This is a genomic window from Sandarakinorhabdus rubra, from assembly GCF_010994245.1.
GTDB lineage: Bacteria > Pseudomonadota > Alphaproteobacteria > Sphingomonadales > Sphingomonadaceae > Sandarakinorhabdus > Sandarakinorhabdus rubra.
This window is the reverse complement of the sequence record NZ_WMHO01000035.1, coordinates 1-16,116: the sequence shown is the minus strand read 5'-3', so window position 1 is coordinate 16,116 and position 16,116 is coordinate 1. Positions and strand designations below refer to the sequence as shown.

Below are 16,116 nucleotides of genomic sequence, written 5' to 3'. Positions count from 1 at the left end.
GGGCGCTGTCGTGGCCGACGATGGCGGCAAAGCGCCCCTGCCAGCCCAGCGCCGCGATCAACGCCTCGGCCAGCCGGGTCGGCTTGTTGGTGCAGATCGCGGCCGCCACGCCGGCATCGGCCAGCGCATCGAGCGCCTGTTCGACGCCATCGAACGGACGCGAGGCGACCGCGATGTTGGCGGCATAATGAGCAAGGAACTGCGGCATCGCCGGTTCCACCAAGTCGGGACGCGGCTCCCCGGTGGCGGCGAGCCCGGCGCTCACCAATGCACGGGCACCATGCCCCACCAGGTGGCGCACGTGTTCGACCGGCAGCGGCGGCCGGCCCAGCGTGGCCAGCACGTGGTTCATGGCGCCGGCAAGATCGGGCGCGGTGTCGACGAGGGTGCCGTCGAGATCGAACAATATGGTGCGGGGCAGGGTCACGAAGCTGCCGTGGTGCCAGAGAGATGTTGCAGTATTGCGATGTCTCCTCGTGGGCCGAGCGGCGCCACTTTGCAAGCCTCGCGCCTTGTGGCAGGGCAGCGCAAGTGAGCATCCCGCCCTCCCCGCCGCGCGCGGACTTTGCCGCCATCATCCTGGCCGCCGGCCAGGGCACGCGCATGAAATCGGCTCGCCACAAGGTCCTGCACGAGATTGCCGGCAAGCCGATGCTGCGCCACCTGATGGACAGCCTGGCCAGTCTCGCACCGGCGCGCACCGTGGTGGTCGCGGGTGCGCTGAGGGATCAGGTCGAAGCCGAGGTGGGCAACCGCGCCGCGGTCGTGCTGCAACAACCGCAACTGGGCACCGGCCATGCCGTGAGCCAGGCCGAGGGCGCCCTGACTGGCTTCGATGGCCCGGTGCTGATCCTTTATGGCGACGCGCCGCTGGTGCCAGCTGCCACCATGGCCCGGCTGCTGGCGGCGCTGGCCGATGACGTGGCGGTGGCGGTGCTCGGCTTCCGCCCGGCCGATCCGGGACGCTATGGCCGCATCATCGCGGATGATGACGCCATCCGGAAGATGGTCGAGTTCAAGGACGCCAGCGCCGACGAACGCGCCGTCGGCCTCTGCAATAGTGGCCTGATGGCGGTGCGTGGACCAGACCTGTTCGCGCTGCTCGCCCGTGTGACCAACGACAATGCGGCCGGCGAGTATTATCTGCCCGATATCGTCGGGCTGGCCATCGCTGACGGCCGGCGCTGCACGGTGATCGAAACCGATCCCGACGATGTCGCCGGGGCCAACGACCGCGCCGAACTGGCGGCGCTCGAGGCGATCTTCCAGCGCCGCCGCCGCGCCGAACTGATGGCAGCGGGCGTGTCCATGCAGGCGCCAGACACCGTGTTCCTGGCCGCCGACACCGAGATTGCCGCCGACGTGACGATCGAACCCTTCGTGGTGTTCGGCGCGAACGTGCGCATCGCCAGCGGCGCCCGCATCCGCGCCCACAGCCATATCGAGGGCGCGGTGATCGGCGAGGGCTGCGAGGTGGGGCCATTCGCCCGGCTGCGCCCCGGCACCGTGCTGGGCAGGGCTGCGAAGGTCGGCAATTTCGTCGAGACCAAGAAGGCCGCATTGGGCCCCGGCGCCAAGGCCAACCATCTCACCTATCTGGGTGACGTGACCGTGGGTGCCAACGCCAACATCGGCGCCGGCACCATCACCTGCAACTATGACGGCTTCTTCAAGTATCAGACCATCATTGGCGCCGGCGCCTTCATCGGATCGAACACCGCGCTGGTGGCCCCCGTGACGATCGGCGACGGCGCCATGGTGGGCGCCGGCAGCACCATCACCGGCGACGTGGCGGCCGATGCGCTGGCACTGGTGCGCCCCGAACAGACGCAAAAGGCCGGATGGGCAGCGCGCTTCCGGCGGCTGCAGCTGGCGAAGAAGGGCAGCTAACATGTGCGGGATCATCGGCATCGTGTCGCGCGAGGCGGTGGCCGACCGGCTGATCGATGGCCTCAAGCGGCTGGAATATCGCGGTTACGACAGCGCCGGCATCGCTACCATCCATGATGGCATCATGGACAGGCGGCGGGCGCCGGGCAAACTGGTGAACCTCGCCCGCGAGGTGGCGGCCCATCCCCTGCCCGGCGCCATAGGCATCGCCCACACCCGCTGGGCCACCCACGGCGCGCCCACCACCGGCAACGCCCACCCGCATGCCACCGCCAATGTCTGCCTCGTTCACAACGGCATCATCGAGAATTTCAAGCCGCTGCGCGCCGAGGTGATCGCCGCCGGCTGCCATCTGGAATCGGACACCGACAGCGAGGTTGTGGCGCACCTGATAGAGCTGGCGCTGGCGCGTGGGGCGTCGCCCGACGAGGCGGTGGCGCAGACGCTCGACAGGCTGCACGGCGCCTTCAGCTTTGCCATCCTCTTCAAGCAGCATCCCGGCCTGCTCTATGGCGCCCGGCGCGGCTCGCCGCTGGTGGTGGGCCAGGGCGATGGCGAGATGTTCCTTGGCTCCGACGCGCTTGGGCTGGCACCCTTCACCAGCCGCATCGCCTACCTGGAAGAAGGCGACTGGGTGCGGCTGAGCGCCGACGACGTGACGATCTTTGATGCTGCCGGAGGCCGCGTGGAGCGGCCGTTCATCACCTCCTCGGCCAGCGCCGCAGTCATCGAGAAGGGCAACCACCGCCATTACATGGAAAAGGAAATCCACGAGCAACCGATCGTGGTGGCGCAAACGCTGGGCGCCTATGTCGATCCGCTGGCCGAAACGGTGGCGCTGCCGGCGATGCCGTTCGATCTGGCCAGCGTGAAGCGCGTGCAGATCGTGGGCTGCGGTTCGGCGCTGCTGGCCGGCCAGGTCGCCACCTACTGGATCGAGGCGCTGGCGCGGGTGCCGACGAGCATCGAGAACGCATCGGAATATCGCTATCGCGACCCGGTCTACGAAGAGGGCGGCCTGTGCCTGTTCATCAGCCAGTCGGGCGAGACGGCGGATACGCTGGCGGCGCTGCGTCATGCCAAGGCCGGCGGGCAGATGGTGGCAGCTGTCGTCAATGTCGACACCTCCACCATGGCGCGCGAGACGCAATTGTTGCTGCCCACCCACGCCGGGCCGGAAGTGGGGGTGGCCTCCACCAAGGCCTTTACCTGCCAGCTCGCGGTGCTGGCGGCCTTTGCCATCGCGCTGGGCAAGGCCAAGGGCCGCGTTCCGGCCGCCGAGGAAGCCCGGCTGGTGCAGCTTCTGGAACAGGTACCGGCCGCCATGAACGCCGCGCTGGGTGCGGAAGCCGACATTCTTGCGCTGGCCCCTGCCCTCTCTCGCGCCCGAGACATCCTGTATGTCGGGCGCGGGCCGGATTATCCGATGGCCCTCGAAGGCGCGCTGAAGCTGAAGGAAATCAGCTATATCCACGCCGAAGGCTATGCCGCCGGCGAGCTGAAGCACGGGCCGATCGCGCTGATCGACGAGCATGTGCCGGTGATCGTCATCGCGCCGTCGGGCCCGCGCTTCGACAAGACCGTGTCCAACATGCAGGAGGTGATGGCGCGCGGCGGCCGGGTGGTGCTGCTATCCGATGCGGCCGGCGTGGCGGCGCACGGCGCCGGCACCACGGCGGCGATCACCCTGCCCACGGTCGATCCATTCATCAGCCCGCTGGTCACCGCCGTGCCGGTGCAGCTGCTCGCCTATCATGTCGCCGTGGCCAAGGGCACCGACGTCGACCAGCCGCGCAACCTCGCCAAGTCGGTGACGGTCGAGTGAGTTACCGGGCCTTCAGCCGGGCCGCATAGCTCTTGCGGAACTTGGCCAGCTTGGGGCCGACCACGGCCACGCAATAGCCGTTCTTGCTGCCATTGTTCTCGAAATAGCGCTGGTGATAGGCCTCGGCCGGCCACCACGGCGCGTTGGGTTCGATCGTGGTGACGATGGGGTTGTCCCAGCTCGCCTGATTGCGGGCAATCGCGGCCTCGGCCTCGCCGGCCTGGACGCCATTCTGCGGGAAGATCGCCGAGCGATACTGGGTGCCGACATCAGCGCCCTGGCGGTTGAGCGTCGTCGGATCGTGGGTGTGGAAGAAGATGTCGAGCAGCTCGGCGAATGTAATTTGCGAACTGTCGAACACAATCCGCACCGCTTCGGCATGGCCGGTGCGGCCGCTGCACACCTGTTCGTAAGTGGGCTGCGCCACGGTCCCGCCAATATAGCCCGATTCCACCGATTCCACGCCAACCAGCTCGTTGAACACGGCCTCAGTGCACCAGAAGCAGCCACCAGCAATTATTGCCACATCATGTGCCATTTCATGTCCCTTCTGCCGATAGAGCGCGCAATCGCGTCATGGTTAATATTGCCGCGTTGTCAGGGCAAATTGTGCTGACTATATACAATATCATCGGCCTGTTTCCTCCCCCCGATAAGCCGACCATCGGTCAGCGGCAAGGGTGGAGGGTGCGGGCGCAGCGTCGCGGGCAGTCGGCGATGTTGGGGGCATGAGTGTGGGACGAATTGACGACGTGCAGGCGTTCGTGCGTGCCGTGCGCACCGCACCGACCCTGACCGACATCGGCCTGGTGCTGCGTGACGCCACGCGCGCCTTCCAGTTCGATCATTTTGCCCTGGTGCAGCGGCTGGGCAGCGGCAACCAGCTCGGCCCCGTGCAGCTGAGCGACTTTCCCGATGCGTGGGTCGAACAGCTGCTCGGCCAGGGCCGGATGATCGATGATCCCGTGCTGATGGCCTGCGAGCGGCGGGTGACCCCATTCGCCTGGAGCACCCTGCCCGAGCTGATGCCGATGAATGCGCGCCACCACCATTACATGGCCGCTGCCCGCGCCGCTGGCCTGGTGGATGGCTATACGGTGCCCATCCACGTGCCCGGCCAGGCATCCGGCCTGGTCAGCTTCGTGACGGCCGGCAAACAGCCGCTGCCATCGCCCTCGCTGCCGGCCGCGCAATATCTGGCCTGCTTTGCCTTCGAGGCAACACGCCGGTTGAAGCTGGCTGCCGTGGAAGCCGGCCATGCACCGCGCCTCACCCAGCGCCAGCGTGACTGCCTGGTGCTGGCGGCGCGTGGCAAGTCCACCTGGGTGGCCGGCCAGCTTCTCGGCCTGTCGGAGGCCACGGTCCACAAGTATCTGGAAGCCGCCAAGCAGCGCTTCGGCGTCTCCACCCGCACCGAGCTGGTGGTGCGCGCCCTCTACGACGGGCAATTGTCGTTCGAGGAAGTGATGCGCCGGGACAGCTGACGCCGGCGCTGGCTCCACTGTCATGGCAAGGTGACCGGGCAGGGTGACAGGGCGAAATCCGGCTGATAAGCCATGTCCGGAACGGGGCCGCCAGACGCCCCAGGCGGGAGAGGCGATGGCTGACGCGGACGGCGGGCAGGCTGAAGTCGTGCAGACGGCGGAACCGGCACAGGGCGAGATTGCCAGCGCGCCCGGCATGCCGCCGGTGGGCGGTGCCTATGCCTGGTATGTGCTGGCCCTGCTGGTGCTCGTCTATGTGATGAACTTCATCGACCGGCAGATCCTGTCGATCCTGGCTGAAGACATCAAGCGCGACCTCGACCTCACCGACGCCCAGCTCGGTTTCCTCTATGGAACGGCCTTTGCCGTCTTCTACGCGCTGTTCGGCGTGCCGATCGGCCGGCTGGCCGACAACTGGGTGCGCACCCGCCTGCTCAGCCTTGGCCTCACCCTGTGGTCAGGCATGACCGCGATGTCGGGGCTGGCCGGCAGCTTCACCCAGCTCAGCCTTGCCCGTATCGGCGTCGGCGTTGGCGAGGCCGCCGCCGGCCCGTCGGCCTATTCGATGATTTCGGACTGGTTTCCGAAAGCCCGGCGCGCCACCGCGCTCTCCATCTATGCTGCCGGGCTGTATCTGGGCGGCGGTGTCTCGCTGCTGATCGGCGCGGTCATCGTGCAGGGCTGGAACCAGCGCTACCCCGAGGGCGGCCCGCTGGGGCTGGTCGGCTGGCAGGCGGCGTTCATGGCGGTGGGCATTCCCGGCCTGCTGCTGGCGCTGTGGGTGGCAACACTGATCGAACCGCAGCGCGGCCGCGCAGATGGCCTGCCGCCGCCGGCCAAGCTGCCCGGCCGCACCATCATCCGCAATTTCCTCGCCGACATGGCCAGCGTGATCCCGCCCTTTACCCTCGTCAATATGGCGCTGCTCGGCCGCCGCGCCCTCATCGAGAATGTGGCGGTGCTGCTGTTGGTGGCCGGTTTGGTGGCGGCACTGGTGATCGGCACCGGCGAGGTGCCGCAGTTCCTCGCCGTCGGCACCGGCCTCTATGCGGTGATCAGCTGGGCGCAGTCGATCCGGCACCGCGACCGGCCCACTTATGCGATGATCTGGGGCACCCCGGCCTTCGTGCTCACCATCCTGGGCTTCGGCAGCATCAGTTTCGTGGGCTATTCGGTTGGTTTCTGGGCGGCACCCTATGCCATGCGCACCTTTGTCGAGCCGGCGCTGGCCAGCGGCGCTCCCGTGCCCTGGTATGGCACGCGCGAAGCCGTGGCCTTCATCCTGGGCGGCGGCGGCGCGTTGGGCGGCTTTGCTGGCACCATCCTGGGCGGCGTGCTGGGCGATGCCGCCAAGCAACGCCATCCATCGGGCCGCATCATCGTCGGCGCGCTGGCCACGCTGGTGCCGGCGCCGTTCATCTGGTTCCAGTATACCACCACCGATCTGGCCACATTTTTCTTGTGCTTTGCCCCCACCACGGTGTTCGGCGCCATGTATGTCGGCGTGGCGGCGGCCACCACGCAGGATCTGGTGCTGCCGCGCATGCGCGGCGCCGCCACCGCCACCTTCTTCATCGGCACCACCCTGTTCGGCCTCGGGCTGGGGCCATGGTTCACTGGCTTCGTCTCCAAGCTCACCGGCAGCCTCGGCACTGGCGTGCTGGCGCTGCTGCTGATGGCGCCGTTCACGTGTCTCACCCTCTATCTCGTCTACCGCTGGCTGCCCAAGGCCGAGGCCAGCCGCCTCGACCGCGCCCGCGCCGCCGGCGAGCCCATTTAAGGAGCATTCGATGAAGATCGATCAGCTGTTCAGCGTTGCCGGCAAGAGGATCGTGGTGACCGGCGGCAGCCGCGGCATTGGCGAGATGATCGCCCGTGCGCTGGTGGACAATGGCGCCGAGGTGATCATCACCAGCCGCAAGGCCAGCGACTGCGAGGCGCTGGCGGCCGCGCTCGGCCCGGCTTGCGTCGCGATCCCGGCCGACCTGTCGCAGATGGCCGAGATCGAGCGCTTTGCCGCCGCAGTCGCCGCCCGCTTCCCCCGGCTCGACGTGCTGTTCAACAATGCCGGAGCCAGCTGGGGCGCCGGCATCGACGAGTTTCCCGAAGTGGGCTGGGACAAGGTGATGGACCTCAACGTCAAGTCGGTCTTCTTCCTCACCCAGAAACTGCTGCCGCAGTTGGAAGCCGCCGCCAGCGCCGCCGCCCCGGCCAAGGTGATCAACATCGGTTCGATCGACGGCCAGCATGTCTCTGATCTGGAGACCTATAGCTATGCCGCGTCCAAGGCCGGCGTTCTGCACCTCACCCGCATGATGGCCAAGTTCCTCGGCACCCGCCATATCACCGCCAACGCCATCGCGCCGGGCTTCTTCCCCTCGAAGATGACCGCCGGCATCGCCGAGGAGTTTCGCGAGGCCTTCCGCGCCGCCACACCATTGCAGCGCTGGGGCAATCCCGACGACATGGCCGGGGTGGCGCTGTTCCTGGCCAGCCGCGCCTCGGCCTTCATGACGGGCGCGGTGGTCACGGTTGACGGCGGCTATGCCACCACTGTCTGATCGAGCCGCGGCGCATGGGGAAAATGCCGGTGGCGCGCCGGGGGCAAAAGGCGCATGGACAGCGCGTCCGCCTGGGTGTCCTGCTCGGTATCCAGCGGGCGCGACCGCATGCGGGGATCAGACGTGAAGAAGGTTGAAGCCGTCATCAAGCCATTCAAGCTCGATGAAGTGAAGGAAGCGCTGCACGAGGTGGGCGTTTCCGGCATCACGGTGACAGAGGCCAAGGGCTTCGGCCGCCAGAAGGGCCACACCGAGCTGTATCGCGGCGCCGAATATGTGGTGGACTTCCTGCCCAAGGTGAAGCTGGAGGTTGTCGTGGACGACGACCAGGTGGAACGCGTGGTGGAGGCCATCACCAACTCCGCCCGCACCGGGCGCATCGGGGACGGCAAGATTTTTGTTTCCCCCATTGAAATGGCAGTCCGGATCCGCACAGGCGAGCGTGACAGCGACGCGATCTGAGACTAAATCCCCGTCCATCGTCCGCATTCACAACAGAGGGAACAGCCCCATGGCCACCGCTGCCGACATTCTTGCAACCATCAAGGACAAGGAGATCGAATGGGTCGATCTCCGCTTCACCGACCCCAAGGGCAAGTGGCAGCACCTGACAATGGTGTCCTCGGTGATCGACGAGGACATGCTGACCGACGGCTTCATGTTCGACGGCTCGTCCATCGCCGGCTGGAAGGCGATCAACGAGAGCGACATGATCCTGAAGCCGGATCTGGACGCGACCTACATCGATCCCTTCTCGGCCACGCCGATGATGATCCTGATCTGCGACATCGTCGAGCCCTCGACCGGCCAGCTCTATGGCCGTGATCCGCGCTCCACCGCCAAGCGCGGCGAGGCGTATCTCAAGGCCACCGGCATCGGTGACACCGTCTATGTTGGCCCCGAAGCCGAGTTCTTCGTGTTCGACGATGTGCGCTTCGGCCTGGGCTACAACGAAGGCTTCTTCCACCTCGACGACATCGAGCTGCCGACCAACAGCGGCCGCACCTACGAACAGGGCAACATGGCCCACCGGCCGCGCGCCAAGGGCGGCTATTTCCCGGTGGCCCCGGTCGATTCGGCCGTGGACCTGCGCGCCGAGATGGTGGCGACCATGCTGGAAATGGGCCTGCCCTGCGACAAGCACCACCATGAAGTGGCCAGCGCCCAGCATGAACTGGGCCTGACCTATGGTACGCTGGTGGAAACCGCCGACCGCATGCAGGTCTACAAGTACGTGGTCCACCAGGTCGCCCATGCCTATGGCAAGACCGCGACCTTCATGCCCAAGCCGATCAAGGACGACAACGGCAGCGGCATGCACACGCACCTTTCCATCTGGAACGGCAAGACGCCGCTGTTCGCCGGCGACCAGTATGCCGGCCTGTCGGAAACCGCGCTGTTCTTCATCGGCGGCATCATCAAGCACGCCAAGGCCTGCAATGCCTTCACCAATCCCGGCACCAACAGCTACAAGCGGCTGGTGCCCGGCTTCGAGGCACCGGTGCTGCTGGCCTATTCCAGCCGCAACCGTTCGGCCTCGTGCCGGATTCCCTATGGCACCGGTGCCAAGTCCAAGCGCGTCGAAGTGCGCTTCCCCGACGCCCTGGCCAACCCCTATCTTGCATATACCGCGCTGCTGATGGCCGGCCTCGACGGCATCGAGAACCGCATCCACCCCGGCCCGGCCATGGACAAGAATCTCTATGACCTGCCGCCGCGCGAACTGAAGAAGGTGCCGACCGTGTGCGCCTCGCTGCGTGAAGCCCTCGCCGCGCTCGACAAGAGCCGGGCGGTGTTCACCAAGGGTGGCGTGTTCACAGACGACCAGATCGATTCGTACATCGAATTGAAAATGGAAGAGGTGCAGCGCTGGGAAATGACCCCGGCCCCGGTCGAGTTCGACATGTATTACAGCGCCTAAGCAGAGCTCACGAACAAAATCTTAACCGGTGAAAGGCCGGCGGGACATGGCTCCCGCCGGCCTTTTCCGTTCTGCGCTGCACGATTTTGATTGTGTTCTCTGTCAAACACTACAAGGTCCGCTCGCAAAACATGGGGGGATTTTGATGAAGCGTTTCTTGTTGCTGTCTGTCATGATGACAGGCCTGGCTTTGCCGGCGGATGCCACGACGCCATTCAGGTCCACTGTCTTCTCGCACGCGGTGGTGGCCTATTGCCCAACCGCGGCAGGCTTCGGTTCCTGCCCCAACACCGGACAGGCGGGCTACCCCTATCAGCCGAGCGGACTGCAGAGCTATGATGAGAGTTATGCCGGGGTCAGTCTCGGCACCAGTTCAATGTCGGTTGCCAACGTGCCATCGTCTGGGACGGCCACTGCCACAGTGGTCCGCAATGAATCAGGCCTGTTTCCCACCCTGAAGGCCGGCTCCTTCATCGAGACCACCTCTGAGGGGGCAAAAAGTTCGGGCTTCGGCACAGTCGGGACCCGCTATGCGCTGACCTACAACGGCACGGAGGCCGTGCCGTTGTCACTGGTTGGCGATGTCGATTTCGAACTGCGGTTTCCGTCGAACAGTGGCTATCCGGCGGCTATGGCTTCGTCGAATCTTACTTGGTGATCGCGGCACCGTCCGTGTTTGGTCCAGGCCCAGTCAATGTCAGCACTCTGGCATGCGGAATGAGCGGCATTGTCGCTTCGTCCCGATCCTACACGCAAGTCCTCGGCACCAGTGTCAGTGGCAACACCCAATCGCGGGTGGCCACTCTTGACGTGTCGACCGGGTGCGATGGCAACCAGGTTATGCTGAACCCGGGTGACCAGTTCTATGTCTTTGCGGCACTTACGGCCTACGCTCAGCGTGGCGCCAGCGCCGATGCCACCAACACTTTCCTGATCGACTTTGCATCATCCACGCCGCCAGCACTGGTGTCACAACTGCGCGACCAACTGGTGCGGCAAACGGCCGTGCCTGAACCGGCCAGCTGGGCCATGCTGCTGACCGGCTTTGGGTTGACCGGCAGCGCCCTGCGCCGCCGGCGCCTGCACAAGCTGCAGGCCGCGCAGTCAGAATGATTACATGCGCGACAGAATATTGTGCGACGCAGCAGAAAATGCGCGCTTCGCATGCGGCGTTGCAGCATTGCCCCTTTCAGGCCTAACCGCCTCGGAATGATAAAAAAAGGGGCCGGAACCTGAGTTCCGGCCCCAGTAAATCCTTGGGGAGGATCGCCATATCGGCAACGCCCTTTTGCACCGCACAACACTACAGAACAATGCGCGAAATGGCGTATGACTCGAAAATAATGTCGCACCCCCCACCGCCTGCGGGAGCGCGCGGACCGCTTGGCGGGCGGCGCCGGCCATGCCAATAGATGCCCATGTCAGACCTGTTCGCTGCCACCCAGAGCGCCGCCGATTATGATGCCAGCCATATCGAGGTGCTGGAGGGGCTTGAGCCGGTGCGGCGTCGCCCCGGCATGTACATCGGCGGCACCGACGAGCGGGCGCTGCACCATCTCGCCGCCGAAGTGCTCGACAATGCCATGGACGAGGCGGTGGCCGGCCACGCCAGCCGCATCGAGGTGAGCCTGGAGGCCGATGGCAGCCTGACCATCGCCGACAATGGCCGCGGCATCCCTGTCGATCCGCACCCGCGCTTTCCCGACAAGTCGGCGCTGGAGGTGATCCTGACCATGCTGCATTCGGGCGGCAAGTTCAGCGGAAAGGCCTATGCCACCAGCGGCGGCCTGCACGGGGTGGGCATCAGCGTGGTCAACGCCCTGTCGGACGAGACGGTGGTGGAGGTCGCCCGCAACAAGCTGCTCTATCGCCAGCGCTTTGCACGCGGGCTGCCGCAGGGTCCGCTGGAGGAGCTGGGCCCCACCCAGAACCGGCGCGGCACCACCGTGAAGTTCCACCCCGATGCGGAGATTTTCGGGGCAGACGCGCGCTTCAACCCGGCACGGCTCTATCGTCTGGCCCGCTCCAAGGCCTATCTGTTCGGCGGTGTCGAGATCCGCTGGCGCTGTGCGCCTGAACTGGTCAGCGCTGACGTGCCCGAAACCGCGGTGTTTACCTTCCCCGGCGGCCTTGCGGACCATCTGAAGGAACGGCTGGACACCCGCGCGCTGGTGGTGCCCGATCTGTTCGCCGGCCGCACCGATCTGCCCGCCGGCGCCGATGGCCGGCTGGCCGGCGCGGTGGAATGGGCCTGCGCCTGGCCGCAGTATGGCGAGGGTTCGGCCAGCTTCTATTGCAACACCATCCCCACGCCTGATGGCGGCACCCACGAGGCGGGCCTGCGCCTGGCGCTGACCCGGGGGCTCAAGAATTTCGCCACACTGACCGGCAACAAGCGCGCTGCCGAACTGGCTGGCGAGGATGTGTTCACCGGCGCCGAGATCATGCTGTCGCTGTTCATCCGCGACCCGCAGTTCCAGAGCCAGACCAAGGACCGGCTGACCAGCCCGGAGGCCACGCGGCTGGTGGAAAACGCCATCAAAGACCATTTCGATCACTGGCTGGTGGCCTCGGGCGAGCGCGGCAAGGCGCTGCTGGCCTTTGTCGTGGAGCGCATGGAAGACCGGCTGCGCCGCAGGGCCGAAGCACTGGTGAAGCGCAAGACCGCCACCAGCAAATCGAGCCTGCGCCTGCCCGGCAAGCTCACCGACTGTTCGCGCGACGACGCCATCGGCACCGAGTTGTTCATCGTTGAGGGCGACAGCGCCGGCGGCAGCGCCAAGCAGGCGCGCGACCGCACCACCCAGGCGATATTGCCGATCCGCGGCAAGATATTGAACGTGGCGTCGGCCAACATGGCCAAGATCGGCGGCAACAACGAGATTGCCGACCTGGTGCAGGCGCTGGGCTGCGGCACGCGCGAACGCTACAAGCCGGAACATCTGCGCTATGAACGCATCATCATCATGACCGATGCCGATGTGGACGGCGCCCACATCGCCACCCTGCTGATGACCTTCTTCTTCCGCGAGATGCCGGGCCTGGTGCGCGATGGCCGGCTCTATCTCGCCCAGCCGCCGCTCTATCGGCTCAGCGCGGGCGGCACGGTGGCCTATGCCCGCGACGACGTGCACAGGGCCGAGCTGATGAAGACGGTCTTCGCCGGTCGCACCAAGGTCGAAGTGAGCCGCTTCAAGGGCCTGGGGGAAATGAACCCTTCGCAGCTGAAGGAAACCACCATGGACAGGGGCTCACGCAGCCTGATCCGGGTGAAGCTGCCCGAGGATGCCGACGGCCGCGCCGAGACCGCTGACCTGGTGGAGCGACTGATGGGCCGCAACCCGGAGCACCGCTTCCACTTCATCCAGAGCCACGCCACCGCCATCGACGCCGAGTCGATCGACGCCTGAGGGTCAAGGGCGGGGGCTGATACTGGCCGGATTGCCGCTGGCGACATGGAAATCCGGCACGTCGCGGTTCACCAGCGCGCCTGGCTGGATCACGCAGTCGCGGCCCACGCTGATCCCCGGCAGGATGATCGCCCGCGCCCCCACCAGCGTGCCCTCGCCGATGCGCGTGTCGAGATAGAGGCCGCGCGTCAGATCATGGGTGAGCACCACCGCCTCCTCGCCCAGCACGCAGCCGGCGCCGATGTGGATGCCCTTCGGCCAGGTGCGGTCAATAAGGGCGGTGGGCGCGATCCAGGCGCTGGGGTGAATGTCCATCGCCCAGACATGGCGGCGCACCTGGCGTTGCCACCATTGCCGCCACCCTGTCCGCCGAGCCGCCGCCATCCCCTGCCCCTTCAACCATTGCGACTTTCCATTTCGCCGCCGGATTTACAAGAGCTGCGCGACATGATTGGCTTTGGCGATCATGGCGCTGATGTCCCTCAACCAGTTGCGCCCGTTGCGGCTGTTCCTCACCGGCCTGCGCCGGCGCTGGCTGCAGTGGCGGACCGGCGTCATCATCCACCCCAGCGCCAGCATTTCGCTCAGCAGCCGTTTCGTCACCGGGCGGCCCGGCGCTGTTGAGATCGGCGCCGACAGCCTGATCGCCTTCAAGACTCTGCTCGACGCGCGCGATCTCGCCAGCGGCGAGGTGCGGCCCATCCGCGTCGGCCAGCGCTGTTTCATCGGTGGCGGCGCCATGCTGCTGCCCGGAGTCAGCGTCGGGGATGAGTGTATCGTCGCGGCCGGCGCAGTGGTCTGCGAGGATGTGCCGCCGCGCTCCATCGTCGCCGGCAACCCGGCCCGGGTCATCCGCTCCGGCATCGAGGTCGGGCGCTTCGGCCGACTGAAAGGCGCGGACGAGGCGACGCGCCGGCTGTGGCGGCAGCAGGGCTAGTCCAGCGCCGCGTCCAGCGCCTCGCTGGCCGCCAGCCAGGCCGCCTCGGCCTCGGCCAGCGCCGCGTCCAGCCGGCCACGGTCCTTCATCAGCGCCGGCACGTTGGCGCCGGCCAGCGCCAGGCGCGCATCCAGCCCGTCCCGCTCCGCCGTCAGCCGGGCGATGCGCTGTTCGGCCGTGGTCACGGCCTTGCGCAGCGCCTGTGTCGCCTCGCGCCGGGCTGCGGCCTTGCGGCGGGCTTCCTTCGGGTCCTCGCGCGGGGCTGGCGGGGGCGGCGGCGCCTGTGCCGCTTGCGGGGCCGGGCCGCCCAGCACCATCGCCTCGTAATCATCGATGCTGCCGTCGAACGGCCGCGCCTTGCCGCCATCCACCAGCACCAGCCGATCGGCAGTCGCCTCGATCAGGTGGCGATCATGGCTCACCACCACGACCGCGCCGTCATAGCCGGCCAGCGCCTGGACCAGCGCCTGGCGGGCATCGATGTCGAGGTGGTTGGTCGGCTCATCGAGCACGATCAGGTGCGGCGCATCGCGGGTGACCAGCGCCAGGGCCAGCCGCGCCCGCTCGCCGCCACTCATCGTGCCGATCGTCTGTTCGGCGGCGCTGCCGGTGAAGCCGAAGCGGCCCAGTTGGGCGCGCACGGCACCGGGTGAGGCGCCCTTCATGGCGCGCGTCATGTGCTGGAGCGGGGTCGCGTCGCGGTCCAGCTCCTCCACCTGATATTGCGTGAAATAGCCGACCTTCAGCTTGCCGGTGGCGCTGCGGGCGCCGGCCATCGCCGGCAGCTGGCCGATCAGCAGCCGCGCCAGCGTCGTCTTGCCGTTGCCGTTGCGGCCCACCAGCGCCAGCCGGTCATCGGGATCGAGGCGCAGGTCGAGCTGGCGCAGCACGGGCTTGCCGTCATAGCCGACCTCGGTCTGGTCGAGGGTGACCAGCGGCGGGCGCAGCGGCGCCGGGCTCGGAAAGTCGAAGGTGAGGCCGGGATCGGTGACCGCTTCGGCCACCGGCTGCATCCGCGCCAGCGCCTTGGCCCGGCTCTGCGCCTGCTTGGCGGTGGAGGCGCGGGCGCTGTTGCGGGCAATATAATCCTGCAGCTTTGCGCGCTGCGCGGCCTGGGCGGCGCGTGCGGCTTCCAGCTGCGCCAGCCGCTCGGCACGCAGCCGTTCGAAGGCGTCATAATTGCCGGTATAGAGCGTCACCTTGCCGGCCTCGAGGTGCAGGATCTGGTTGGCGACCCGGTTCAACAGGTCGCGCTCGTGGCTGATGAGCACAATGAGGCCGGGGTAGCTGAGCAGGAAATCCTCCAGCCACAGCGCCGATTCGAGATCGAGATGGTTCGACGGTTCGTCGAGCAGCAATATCTCGGGGCCGGTGAACAGCAGGCTGGCCAGCGCCACGCGCATCCGCCAGCCGCCCGAGAAGCTGTCCAGCGGCCTTGCCTGCATTGCCTCGTCAAAGCCCAGGCCCTTCAGGATGCGGGCGGCGCGGGCCGGGGCGGTGTAGGCATCGATGGCGATCAGCCGCTCGTGAATGTCCGCCAGCCGCTCCGGCGCGGCGCCGCCCTCTTCCGCGAGCAAGGCGGCACGCTCGGTATCGGCGGCCAGCACCGTGTCGAAGGCGCTGGCGCTGCCCTGCGGCGCATCCTGCTTCAACCAGCCGATGCGGGCGGCGCGCGGCCGGTCGATGCGGCCACCATCGAGGTCGATGACCCCGGCCAGCGCCTTCATCAGCGTCGATTTGCCGGCGCCGTTGCGGCCCACCAGTCCGACACAGCCCCTCAAGGGCAGCGTTGCCGAAGCGCCGCTGATGATGGCGCGGCCGCCCATGCGGATGGTGATGTCGGTGAGGGAGAGCATTGCGCCTGCGCCCCTAGCAGGCGCGCACTGCTGCGGCTAGGCTGTGGCCATGATCAGCCGCCGCCTATTGCTCGCCCTGCCCTTGCTGGCCGTGCCGGCGCGCGCACAGCCTGCTGACGATCTGGCGCTGGTGCTGATTGCCTGCTGGCAGGCGCGCGGGGTGCGCTTCACCGTCGAACAGCTGCGCGCCCGCATTGGCAGCGCCACCGGCAAGGCGGCGCTGCTGGCGCTG

General features: G+C 67.1%; 16 protein-coding genes. 12 read left to right on the top strand and 4 right to left on the bottom strand.

The window, feature by feature from the left end:
* A partial coding sequence (locus GJV64_RS03855; RefSeq protein ID WP_235927582.1) for an HAD family hydrolase occupies positions 1-427 on the bottom strand: 427 nt, incomplete at its 3' end.
* A 104-nt stretch (positions 428-531) separates the two neighbouring features.
* Between GJV64_RS03855 and glmU the strand changes: the two genes are divergently transcribed.
* Both glmU and glmS read left to right on the top strand, forming a co-directional pair.
* Positions 532-1,890 (top strand): bifunctional UDP-N-acetylglucosamine diphosphorylase/glucosamine-1-phosphate N-acetyltransferase GlmU, encoded by a 1,359-nt coding sequence (glmU, locus tag GJV64_RS03850; RefSeq protein WP_268920630.1) that lies wholly within the window; start codon positions 532-534, stop codon positions 1,888-1,890.
* Between the two features lies 1 nt (position 1,891).
* The gene (gene glmS, locus GJV64_RS03845) at positions 1,892-3,715 is read left to right on the top strand and encodes a glutamine--fructose-6-phosphate transaminase (isomerizing) (RefSeq protein WP_164155960.1); all 1,824 of its coding nucleotides are present in this window, start codon (positions 1,892-1,894) and stop codon (positions 3,713-3,715) included.
* A 1-nt stretch (position 3,716) separates the two neighbouring features.
* On the opposite strand, the gene msrA is transcribed toward glmS, so the two are convergent.
* Positions 3,717-4,253, bottom strand: a complete 537-nt coding sequence (gene msrA, locus GJV64_RS03840) for a peptide-methionine (S)-S-oxide reductase MsrA (RefSeq protein ID WP_164155959.1) — start codon at positions 4,251-4,253, stop codon at positions 3,717-3,719.
* Positions 4,254-4,443: 190 nt separating this feature from the next.
* Here msrA and GJV64_RS03835 point away from each other — a divergent pair, with 190 nt between their 5' ends.
* The 8 genes from GJV64_RS03835 (at position 4,444) to parE (ending at position 13,091) form a co-directional block, all read left to right on the top strand.
* Positions 4,444-5,199: a helix-turn-helix transcriptional regulator gene (locus tag GJV64_RS03835; RefSeq protein WP_164155958.1), complete on the top strand. Its 756-nt coding sequence runs from the start codon at positions 4,444-4,446 to the stop codon at positions 5,197-5,199.
* Between the two features lie 196 nt (positions 5,200-5,395).
* Positions 5,396-6,979 (top strand): spinster family MFS transporter, encoded by a 1,584-nt coding sequence (locus GJV64_RS03830; RefSeq protein WP_164155964.1) that lies wholly within the window; start codon positions 5,396-5,398, stop codon positions 6,977-6,979.
* A 10-nt stretch (positions 6,980-6,989) separates the two neighbouring features.
* Positions 6,990-7,760, top strand: a complete 771-nt coding sequence (locus GJV64_RS03825) for an SDR family oxidoreductase (RefSeq protein WP_164155957.1) — start codon at positions 6,990-6,992, stop codon at positions 7,758-7,760.
* A 123-nt stretch (positions 7,761-7,883) separates the two neighbouring features.
* Entirely contained in the window at positions 7,884-8,222 is a 339-nt protein-coding gene (locus GJV64_RS03820) for a P-II family nitrogen regulator (protein ID WP_164155956.1), read from the top strand.
* A gap of 49 nt (positions 8,223-8,271) precedes the next feature.
* Positions 8,272-9,681: a type I glutamate--ammonia ligase gene (gene glnA, locus GJV64_RS03815; RefSeq protein ID WP_164155955.1), complete on the top strand. Its 1,410-nt coding sequence runs from the start codon at positions 8,272-8,274 to the stop codon at positions 9,679-9,681.
* Positions 9,682-9,826: 145 nt separating this feature from the next.
* Entirely contained in the window at positions 9,827-10,339 is a 513-nt protein-coding gene (locus GJV64_RS03810) for a hypothetical protein (RefSeq protein WP_164155954.1), read from the top strand.
* Positions 10,336-10,794 (top strand): PEPxxWA-CTERM sorting domain-containing protein, encoded by a 459-nt coding sequence (locus tag GJV64_RS03805; protein ID WP_235927583.1) that lies wholly within the window; start codon positions 10,336-10,338, stop codon positions 10,792-10,794. The genes GJV64_RS03810 and GJV64_RS03805 overlap by 4 nt, the downstream gene beginning before the upstream one ends.
* Before the next feature lie 305 nt (positions 10,795-11,099).
* The gene (gene parE, locus GJV64_RS03800; protein WP_164155953.1) at positions 11,100-13,091 is read left to right on the top strand and encodes a DNA topoisomerase IV subunit B; all 1,992 of its coding nucleotides are present in this window, start codon (positions 11,100-11,102) and stop codon (positions 13,089-13,091) included.
* A 3-nt stretch (positions 13,092-13,094) separates the two neighbouring features.
* Here parE and GJV64_RS03795 read toward each other — a convergent pair whose 3' ends face one another.
* Positions 13,095-13,475, bottom strand: coding sequence for an acyltransferase (locus tag GJV64_RS03795; RefSeq protein WP_164155952.1), 381 nt, complete (start codon positions 13,473-13,475; stop codon positions 13,095-13,097).
* A gap of 82 nt (positions 13,476-13,557) precedes the next feature.
* On the opposite strand from GJV64_RS03795, the gene GJV64_RS03790 reads away from it, so the two are divergent.
* On the top strand, positions 13,558-14,028 hold the full coding sequence (locus tag GJV64_RS03790; protein ID WP_205599517.1) for an acyltransferase: 471 nt from the start codon (positions 13,558-13,560) through the stop codon (positions 14,026-14,028).
* On the opposite strand, the gene GJV64_RS03785 is transcribed toward GJV64_RS03790, so the two are convergent.
* Positions 14,025-15,884: an ABC-F family ATP-binding cassette domain-containing protein gene (locus tag GJV64_RS03785; protein WP_164155951.1), complete on the bottom strand. Its 1,860-nt coding sequence runs from the start codon at positions 15,882-15,884 to the stop codon at positions 14,025-14,027. The genes GJV64_RS03790 and GJV64_RS03785 overlap by 4 nt on opposite strands.
* Before the next feature lie 49 nt (positions 15,885-15,933).
* Here GJV64_RS03785 and GJV64_RS03780 point away from each other — a divergent pair.
* Positions 15,934-16,116: hypothetical protein (locus GJV64_RS03780; RefSeq protein WP_164155950.1), on the top strand; the 183-nt coding region annotated here is incomplete at its 3' end.